Source organism: Vibrio nereis NBRC 15637, from assembly GCF_001591105.1.
Taxonomy (GTDB): domain Bacteria; phylum Pseudomonadota; class Gammaproteobacteria; order Enterobacterales; family Vibrionaceae; genus Vibrio; species Vibrio nereis.
In genome coordinates, this window is record NZ_BCUD01000033.1 from 1 (window position 1) to 8,912 (window position 8,912).

Below are 8,912 nucleotides of genomic sequence, written 5' to 3' on the forward strand. Positions count from 1 at the left end.
GGGCGTTATGCGACCCAGAAATAGGAGTTTCGAGTGGAAGAAATAATTGATCAGTTAGTTGCTCAGGGCTATGAAGTCTCTGGTAGCAATTCAAGTATTCGAGTGAAAATGGGGGCATTAACGGGGAAGGCGATTATTCGGAAAAGTGCCTATTCAAATACTTTTGTGGTGTCTACTCATACTTGGACTCAGCTTATCGCTTTGACGCTGGCACTTTTTTCAATTCTATCGTCGCTTTTTAGTCAGTGGGGACAGCCAGAGTTAAGTGGCGCAATGTGGTTTAGTTTTTCGGTTGGCATTCCCGTAGTGATAATGGGTTTTGTATCCGCAATTATTGCTGAAATTCATTTGCAGCCCGTCCGCCAGATCGTAAGAATGGCAAATTCAAAGCTATCATCACCAGTCGCATAACAATCTGTTCAAGAGGGATTCGCAACGCGTGGCATTTTCACTATGCGTTGGTTTTAGTGTTTAAGGTGGTGTGCGGTAGCTTATATATTACGTTGCTCACCCCTTAACAGGGCGTTATGTAGCTTCAAGTAGGTCAAAGGAGAATTCGGTTGTTTAGTAAGAGACATGTTTACTTCCAGGTAGTCAAAGGGAAAGTTACTGGTCGAAACCTTGAAACCGGTGAATGTGCAGTAGAACTTTGTGAGGGGCTAAGTCACCCTCGAACTTTGATGGGTGACTTTTTTCTAATTGAGAGTTCATTCCAGAATATAATTGACAAGCTAGCGCCTAAAAAGCCTTTATTGCGAACTCCAATTTTGTTTATTCATCTGATACCAACGGCTGAAGGTGGTTACACCAATGTTGAGCTAAGGGCATTTAAAGAGGTTGGGTTAGGCATAGGCTCTATAAAAGTTTACTTAATAGTGGGTGGGGCAGAATTGTCCAAAGAGCAACTATTACAAGGCGAGTTTCATGAATGGCCGTCAGCAACATAACAAGGCGTTTAAGGCAGATTCCCAACGCTTGGCGTTCTGCATTCAAATTTGGGTTAAGTGCTTACGGTGCAAAGGTTTAGGTTAGGTGGTTGGCGTTGCTCACTACTTAACGCGGCGTTAGCTCTCTTTGCGTAAAAATAGAAGTCAGAGAATGAAAATCAAATCAAAAATTATACTTACAATGTGTTTTACAGCGTTTGGTTCATCAGGTAGTCAAAACGTAGAACCAACATCAGTGGTTTTGACCTATGATAATTCATCTATATCTGCTGAAATTCATCAAGATAGAAGGTTTGACACCATAAAAGATAATGACGAAGAAAATGTTGAGTTTTCAGGCTCAGTAACTAAGGACTCCTCGGATTACATAGTAGATGTGTTAGTCGTTCGAAAAAGTAAATCTCGTAAATCAAGCCGTGAGTTAAATACAACAATTTTGGTGCAGAGCGAGCAAATAGAAACGCCGATAGTTATTGGTGGGGTAAACAGTGAGATATTTAGTATAACTCTAAAATAGTGGGCAAGAGCTAACAAACTGTTTAAGAGTGATTCAGCACGCGTGGCATTTTTAGTATGCGGTGATTTTTGTGTTGAAGTGCCATGCAGTGGCCTGGTCATTGCGTGCTTCACACCTTAACAGGGCGTTATAAGTAATTGTCAGTTTCGGATCTAGGGACTAAAAGATGAAGTGTTCAGTGTTTATTGCAACCAGTACAGACGGTTACATCGCAGATGTAAATGGCGGTTTGGATTGGCTTCATGTATCAGGCAATCAGGGTGCTGATATGAGTGAAAATCCAGATATGGGCTTTGCTGATTATGTAAATTCGGTTGATTGTATGGTCATGGGGCGAAAATGTATGGAAACGATCTCTAGTTTTAATCTGACCTCTGAACAGTGGCCTTATGGTGATATAAAAATTTATGTCTTGAGTAATACACTTAAAGCAGCGCCTGAAAACCTTTCAGGTAAAGTTGAAATGTACTCTGGAGGCCTATCTGATTTAGTGCGTAAACTTGCTCAAGACGGTTATAAGCACGCTTATATTGATGGTGGCTCTACAATTACCTCATTTTTAAATCAACAATTGATCAATGAAGTCACAATAACAAGAGTTCCTGTGATTCTTGGTGGAGGTATTCCACTTTTTGGTAAATTGGAAAAAGCTATTCAGTTGCGAGAAGCTTCAGCAACAGTGTTTCCTAATGATTACATTCAAACAAAGTATTCCGTAAATTACTTATAACAAAGCGTTTAAGAGGGACTCCCAACGCTTGGCGGTTTTGGTTAAAATTTTAGCTTAAGTGTCTATGGCACAACAATTAAGTTTGGGTGGTATTGCGTTGTCGCCCCTTAACGCAGCGTTAGGTACTTTAGGAGTCATAATGAAAGAATTAGCAGTACATTCATGTGAAAAATTAAAAGAAGTCGAGAAGTTTTTCGCGTCTTATCAATCAGCAGTATTGTTTCACTCTTCTCAGCATTTAGCTCAGGGTTTACCTCCTCACCTAGCAAGGAACATCCACGGTAACATGCCCATTCGGATTTTGGACCGAGCTCCAACTGGTTATGAAAAAGGTGAAATACCCGCGATCGAACTCAATCAGGCTGATATGAAGCAGTACATGATGGAAGAAGGTTCGAGGAAAATATTTGAGTTTTCAGTTCAGTTAATGTACTCAAATTTTGAGCATTTTATTCGAGAAGCGATGATTTATCTCAAGCCTGAAAAGTACGAGGGGAAGGTGATTTACTTTGGTAAGGATAAGCTCGTGGAACTGGGCTTAGATATTTCAGATGAACTGTTTTTTAATATTATCTCTATCAGGGAGACTCGAAACTGTTTAGTTCACAATTCGGGGGTATGGGATGAGAAAGCTGCAAGAAAACTATCCAAAGCAATAATTGGTGATGAAATTTCAGACTATCCACTAAGCATTGGTTCTTCGACAGGCGATACTTATAGAACTGCGGTAGGCTCAACTATTCAGACAGCACTTAATCAGACTGCAAATATCAAATGGATGTCTACAGTGTTGCAAGAATTCTATACAGTTGTAGAACGTACCTAACAAACGCTTTAAGACGGATTCGCAACGCGTGGCATTTGTGGTTTGCGGCAAATTTAGTGATTTAGGTGGTGTGCGGAAACATCGCATTGCGTTGCTCACCACTTAAGCGGGCGTTATACGCCTATCAGGACAATCAACAAGGAGCAAGGAAATGAATCAGCATGAAAAACTTAATTATGTTGAGTTTGGCGCAAAAGACTTAGAGTCGACAAAATCATTCTTCTCTTCAGTTTTCGGTTGGGAGTTTGTCGACTACGGACCTGAATATACAGCTTTTTCAAGTCAGGGATTAGACGGTGGTTTCTTCAAAGCTGATTGCTGCAACCAAACTAATACCGGTGGAGCACTTTTAGTATTCTACAGCTCTGACATTGAAGGTACTCTAAAGAAAGTCGCTCAAAGTGGTGGTGAAATCATTCGTCCTATATTCGAATTTCCTGGCGGTTGCCGTTTTCATTTTCTAGAACCAAGTGGTAATGAGTTCGCAGTTTGGTCGGAAGCCCGCGTATAACAAAGCATTTAAGGGGGATTCACAACGCTTGGCAGTTTTGGTTTGAATTGGCTTTAGTGTTTTCGGCACAATGGTTTAGGTTGGGTGGTTGCGTTGTTCACCCCTTAATGCGGCGTTATATGCCTTTATCGAAAATTCTATTGACTCAAAGTCAAAAAATAGTAGTATAGTTGGCAATCGCGCCTAGACCGCTGTTACCGAGTTTTACTTGGTATTACGTCTAGGCCTTCTTATATCTGGAGGTTAGTAATTTGGCTCTTGTCGAAGCGAAGCCATTTAAGGAATACGACGAACTGGTAATTTCCTTGAGTGGTAATGGTATGTTGATTCCTGATACCGAGCGGGCTGAGCGGAAGCTTTCTCAAGTCGGATATTATCGTTTGAGCGGCTTTTGGTATCCATGTCGCATGATAGAGTTTGACGATGATGGTAATGCCATTATGTTAAACAGAAAGCCTAAACGCTTAGATACATTTCTCCCTAACACAAGTTTTGACGAGATATTTAAGCTTTATACTTTTGATAAGCGTCTACGCTTATTGTTACTTGATGCCATTGAGCGTATCGAAATTAACCTCAAAACAGTTCTTGCACATGAGTTAGGACGTATAGATGAACTTGCCTACCAAAATCCTGACTTTATCAACCCGGCTCAATTAGAAGACTACTATTATAAAGGAGCTCAAGTTAAAAACTCTTGGGTCGAATGGAGCGGTCGTCAACGTTCGGAGCTCTCTCGTAGTAAAGAAGAGTATATTGTTTGGCATAAGAAATCTAAAAGATCTATGCCAATCTGGGTTGTTGTTGAGGCATGGTCATTTGGTACTCTTTCGAAGTACTTCGAACTTTTGAAGCGTTCGCATCAAAATGCTATCGCTCAACGCTTAGGTGTTAGTAATCCGTCATTGCTAATTCGCTGGCTTCAAGAAATTAACATTTTGCGAAATAGGTGTGCTCACCATACAAGGGTCTGGAATCAAACGTCAAATAACCCCATAGGTGTACCTGAGGGAGGTGCTACAGATGATGGTATTTACTTCGATCGCTTTGCGTTAAGTGAAGATAGTAGAAAGAAGCTATATGGTTTGATCACAGTCATTTGGTACTTAATTCAACAGATAGGCCCTAATTCAGATTGGATCCAGCACTTTATCGATGAGGTAGATTCTTTTTCTAATCTTCCACTGTGTCACAAGGAATCAATGGGTATCCCAGAATCGGGTATGAATATCGACAACTTTATAGCCTAGGCATATAACAATCTGTTTAAGAGTGATTCGCAACGCTTGGCATTTTTTGCTATGCGTTGCGTTTTGTGTTTAAGGCGGCATGCGGTAACTTCGGTATTGTGTTGCTCACACCTTAACAGGGCGTTAGGGCTATTTTGCGAGTTTAGTCGTACATGAAGGGATTAGGTTAAAATGATTGGAAATTTAAGTCTAAGCAAGAATGTTCAGTTTTATGAGCTGAAAAAAGCAATTACGAAGAAGTCTATTGAAGATACATTCAAAGAGATCTCTAAAGAGCGTGTAGGTAACTACCTTCTAAACGAGCCTAAAAGAAGTTATACAACAGCTTCAGGTAATCAAGTTGTATACTCTGTTGTTGCATACAAGATAGAAGCCGAGCCTTCATTTTTAGCGGGAACTTCTGTTAAAGAACAAAAGTATGCCTATTTGTTATTAATAGAGTGTGATGACGCCTTAGCTATTTTGAAGAAATATGTTGATTCACCAGAAAAGTATTTTTCTTCTTTTATAGATGAATTTGATTACCAAAAATTCTGTCATTTTCATGGTGATAAAAGCCCAGAATATGAAAGGGTCACCATGAAGAACATGAGCATATCAAATGCTGTTATCAGATCCCGTTCATTAGAAGCTAAAAGCTTGAATGGTATTGTCTCATCCAATTCGTCTAGTCGATCAATCCCAAGCAACTTCAGAATGAAAGTCGGCGCAGACTCATATACTCTAACTCCAAGTACTTCGAGAGTTAGCCATAGAGATAAAAAGTCAGCATTTGATGAATTAATCGACTGGGTTATTGAAATTAAAGATGAAATAAAGGTAACTACAAACCAAAGTGAGTTTCTTAGAAATTTTGCTTCCCCTATCTGTTTGAAGGATATTATAGATTTGGGGCATAAGGTTGTGGCTATTCTTATTGATTTGAGTGAAATAGAAACTAAGTTTCTGGCTGGTCAAGTTACCCTAAGTAAGACTGATGGTAGTCAGTTAAATTCCGGAGAAATAAATAGGATTTTTAATCAATTAAAATCTCCTGTTTTAGTTGACGGTGACATATTGAAAGTTAAAGGTACAGCTTTATCCGGTAAGGTTTCATACTCAAAGAATTTAATTACAATTAGAAATCAGGTTCTCGATAACATTTTAGTTACTGAAAATGGCACGAATAGTTACACTATTGGTAAATATGTAAATAAAGAAAAGCCATTTTCTGCTGTGTTCGACTCTCCAAATTACTCATATTATTCTAAGTCATGTTTTGAAGATAAGCATTTGCTGAATAATATTCATTCGATACTTAATATATTTGATGATAGTTATGATTTTAATGGTGTTTCCAGTGAAAAAGAAAAACCACATGCAAGAAGTTTAACAAGATTCCCTGTTAACTCTCTATTTCGGAAAGTTGAAGAACAATATTGTGCTCCTCATAATATTATTATCTGTGATGACATGAATGACGAATGGGCTGATCATATTGCCATAGATAGCAATAGTAATATTCCGTCTATCTCTTTTATACATTCAAAATTTACTAATAAAGATACGTATGGCGCTAGTGCTTTCCACGACGTAGTCGCTCAAGCACTAAAAAACATTGGTCGAACTCAAGCTGAAAAACAATTATATAAAAATAAATACGATAATGAATGGTACAAAAATTATGAGAGTACCAATATTAGTAGAGTCACAGGGGCTCAGAATTGGCAAGATCTAGAAGTAGCTCTCGATGCTGTAAATCAAAATCCTAACTCTATAAAGAAAATTGTACTTGCAACACCTTTTTTGAGTAAGGCTAAGTTGACAGTAGAATTAAACAAATTGGCTTTAGGTCAAAAATGTAAGCCACATTATGTGCAATTAATCTGGTTAATCAATACGTTTATAAGTTCATGTAAAGATTTTGGGGTGCAAGCTCACATATTGTGTAAACCATAGCCCTAACAAACTGTTCAAGAGTGATTCGCAACGCATGGCATTTTCGCTATGCGTTGGTTTAAGTGATTAAGGTGGTATGCGGCGGTATCGGTATTGCGTTGCTCACACCTTAACAGGGCGTTAGGTGCTTGGAGAAAATCATGAACTCAAAGGAAGTCGTCCTAGCTTTTTGGGATGCGATGAAAACAAATGACTTTGCCAAAGCAAGCGAGTGGCTTAGCCCAGACTTTGAGGGTTTCTGGCCGCAGTCTGGTGAACTTATTATTGGCCGAGATAACTTTACGGCTATCAATTCCTATTACCCAGCGAATGGTGTTTGGGAGTTTACAATTCACTCTGTAGTTTGCGACGGTGAAACAGTTGTCACTGATGTATCAATTACAGATAGTGTCCAAAAAGCACGAGCTATAACTTTTCATACCGTTGAAAATGGCTTAATAAGTAAGCAAAAAGAGTTCTGGCCAGACCCAATGGAAGCACAGGCATGGCGGGCAAAATGGGTCAGATTAGTGCAAGATTAAGCTACGCACCTAACAAACAATTTAAGAGTGATTCGGCACGCGTGGCATTTTTACTATGCGTTGGTTTTAGTGGTTAAGGTGGTATGCGGAAGCACCGTATTGCGTGCCTCACACCTTAATTGGGCGTTAGGCATCAAAGGTTACAAATGTACAGTTCGATATTGATAGTATTGTTTGGTCTTTTGGTTTCACTCGGTGCAGTTGCGGGGACTTGTACGCAGGGAGATGATGGGCGCTTTTATGCTTCGATAATGTATGGCTCAGTACTGTTCATTCTCATCATAGTCAAACTTCTTCGTGAAAATAGAGATTCAATATTTATATGGATTACGCCCTTGATTGCTTTGTTAGTTGCTATATCGGTAACTAGTGTCTGGGCGTCTTTTGTAATTGAAACAACCATTGAAGGTCATCATTTGTGTGGCAAAGAGTTTGATTCTCATTTGGGAGAGTCTGGCGTCTTGTCTAGAAGCATACCAACGCTTCATATTGTTTTCTCGTTGGCTATTTTCATGCTTTCATTTTGGAAGTTAATGAGGGTAAAAACGGGCAAGTAGTTTGTGGTGACAAAATGCCTAACAAACTGCTCAAGAGGGATTCACAACGCGTGGCATTTTTACTATGCGTTGATTTTAGTGATTGAGGTGGTATGCAGCGGCTTCGGTATTGCGTTGCTCACCCCTTAGCAGGGCGTTAGCCCTATTCGGAGATAAAATGAGTTTTACTGAGAACGATATGAAGCGGCAGATGGTTTTATTGCAAGAAATCGAATCGCAATCGGATCGAGGTACTGCAATCGTTGGTGCCGCTTGGGTGGAAGAAGAACTAAAGGCAGCTTTGAAAGCAAATTTATTAGATGATGAAGTCGTATATAAACGACTTTTTCAGAATGGTCGACTGTCAGACTTTTCTTCTTGTATTGATTTGTCTTACATGCTGAAACTCGTTGATAAATCTCAGTACCAAGATTTGGAAAAAATAAGAAGAATTAGAAATGAGTTTGCTCATAAGTTGACAGACAAAAATCTTGAGGAGTTGTCTTTTAATAACGCAAGTATAAGTGACCGCTGTATGCAATTGTCTTGCATACAAAACGAAAAGATAACAGATCCAAGACATGCATTTTGTCGTGCTTGCGCTATTTTATATTCCGAGTTCTATTTTTTAACCATAGTCCCTAAAATTCGCTATCAGCCATAGGGCTAACAAACAGTTCAAGAGGGATTCACAACGCGTGGCATTTTTACTATGCGTTGGTTTTAGTGTTTAAGGCGGTATGCATCAACTTCGGTATTGCGTTGTTCACCCCTTAACTGGGCGTTAGTTGCCAACGGGAAAAACGCCACTTAAAGCAGAATATTTAGGGTTAATGTCCGTGTGTTTTTGGCTAGATTTTCGTATTTCAATTTCTAGTGATTTGGGTTTTCTGTTTCAGAAGCCGATTTACTTGTTGAAAGTTAGCTCTGTAGCATTGTTTTTCCAAAAGAGCTCTTAGGTTTGACAGTCCGTTTTTTACGGCGTTGTGTGTTCCAAGTGGTTTCAGTGACAGTCGTTTTAAAACTGCGCCTGATTTAAGTTTCTTAAAACACGTAAAGCTAGTGTTGGCAAAGCGGCAATCCACTTCAAATGAAAGCGTTAGGTCTGGCAACTAACAAAGCATTCAAGAGGGATT

At 39.4% G+C, this 8,912-nt stretch carries 11 protein-coding genes; all 11 read left to right on the forward strand.

Annotated features, from left to right (window positions below; translation table 11 throughout):
- Positions 1-33 precede the first annotated feature (33 nt).
- The 11 genes from VNE01S_RS18245 (at position 34) to VNE01S_RS18295 (ending at position 8,440) form a co-directional block, all read left to right on the forward strand.
- Positions 34-411 carry a hypothetical protein gene (locus VNE01S_RS18245; protein WP_017191301.1) on the forward strand — a complete coding sequence of 126 codons (378 nt, stop codon included), beginning with the start codon at positions 34-36 and terminating at the stop codon, positions 409-411.
- Between the two features lie 149 nt (positions 412-560).
- Positions 561-947 carry a hypothetical protein gene (locus tag VNE01S_RS18250; RefSeq protein ID WP_053397236.1) on the forward strand — a complete coding sequence of 129 codons (387 nt, stop codon included), beginning with the start codon at positions 561-563 and terminating at the stop codon, positions 945-947.
- 151 nt (positions 948-1,098) lie between these two features.
- The gene (locus VNE01S_RS18255; RefSeq protein ID WP_053397235.1) at positions 1,099-1,464 is read left to right on the forward strand and encodes a hypothetical protein; all 366 of its coding nucleotides are present in this window, start codon (positions 1,099-1,101) and stop codon (positions 1,462-1,464) included.
- 178 nt (positions 1,465-1,642) lie between these two features.
- On the forward strand, positions 1,643-2,194 hold the full coding sequence (locus tag VNE01S_RS18260) for a dihydrofolate reductase family protein (RefSeq protein WP_245649910.1): 552 nt from the start codon (positions 1,643-1,645) through the stop codon (positions 2,192-2,194).
- A 139-nt stretch (positions 2,195-2,333) separates the two neighbouring features.
- On the forward strand, positions 2,334-3,020 hold the full coding sequence (locus VNE01S_RS18265; protein WP_045619975.1) for a hypothetical protein: 687 nt from the start codon (positions 2,334-2,336) through the stop codon (positions 3,018-3,020).
- Positions 3,021-3,171: 151 nt separating this feature from the next.
- Positions 3,172-3,531 carry a VOC family protein gene (locus VNE01S_RS18270; RefSeq protein WP_053397233.1) on the forward strand — a complete coding sequence of 120 codons (360 nt, stop codon included), beginning with the start codon at positions 3,172-3,174 and terminating at the stop codon, positions 3,529-3,531.
- 251 nt (positions 3,532-3,782) lie between these two features.
- Positions 3,783-4,781 carry an Abi family protein gene (locus VNE01S_RS18275; RefSeq protein ID WP_053397232.1) on the forward strand — a complete coding sequence of 333 codons (999 nt, stop codon included), beginning with the start codon at positions 3,783-3,785 and terminating at the stop codon, positions 4,779-4,781.
- 171 nt (positions 4,782-4,952) lie between these two features.
- Positions 4,953-6,719 (forward strand): hypothetical protein, encoded by a 1,767-nt coding sequence (locus VNE01S_RS18280; RefSeq protein ID WP_053397231.1) that lies wholly within the window; start codon positions 4,953-4,955, stop codon positions 6,717-6,719.
- Between the two features lie 140 nt (positions 6,720-6,859).
- Complete coding sequence (locus VNE01S_RS18285) at positions 6,860-7,240, forward strand: nuclear transport factor 2 family protein (RefSeq protein WP_053397230.1); 381 nt, start codon at positions 6,860-6,862, stop codon at positions 7,238-7,240.
- Positions 7,241-7,386: 146 nt separating this feature from the next.
- The gene (locus VNE01S_RS18290) at positions 7,387-7,797 is read left to right on the forward strand and encodes a hypothetical protein (protein WP_053397229.1); all 411 of its coding nucleotides are present in this window, start codon (positions 7,387-7,389) and stop codon (positions 7,795-7,797) included.
- Positions 7,798-7,954: 157 nt separating this feature from the next.
- Complete coding sequence (locus VNE01S_RS18295) at positions 7,955-8,440, forward strand: hypothetical protein (RefSeq protein WP_049878836.1); 486 nt, start codon at positions 7,955-7,957, stop codon at positions 8,438-8,440.
- Positions 8,441-8,912: the final 472 nt, after the last annotated feature.

Coding starts and splice junctions, on each gene's coding strand:
- VNE01S_RS18255 (WP_053397235.1), top strand. CDS start 1,099: ATGAAAATCAAATCAAAAATTATACTTACAATGTGTTTTACAGCGTTT.
- VNE01S_RS18265 (WP_045619975.1), top strand. CDS start 2,334: ATGAAAGAATTAGCAGTACATTCATGTGAAAAATTAAAAGAAGTCGAG.
- VNE01S_RS18270 (WP_053397233.1), top strand. CDS start 3,172: ATGAATCAGCATGAAAAACTTAATTATGTTGAGTTTGGCGCAAAAGAC.
- VNE01S_RS18280 (WP_053397231.1), top strand. CDS start 4,953: ATGATTGGAAATTTAAGTCTAAGCAAGAATGTTCAGTTTTATGAGCTG.
- VNE01S_RS18285 (WP_053397230.1), top strand. CDS start 6,860: ATGAACTCAAAGGAAGTCGTCCTAGCTTTTTGGGATGCGATGAAAACA.
- VNE01S_RS18290 (WP_053397229.1), top strand. CDS start 7,387: ATGTACAGTTCGATATTGATAGTATTGTTTGGTCTTTTGGTTTCACTC.
- VNE01S_RS18295 (WP_049878836.1), top strand. CDS start 7,955: ATGAGTTTTACTGAGAACGATATGAAGCGGCAGATGGTTTTATTGCAA.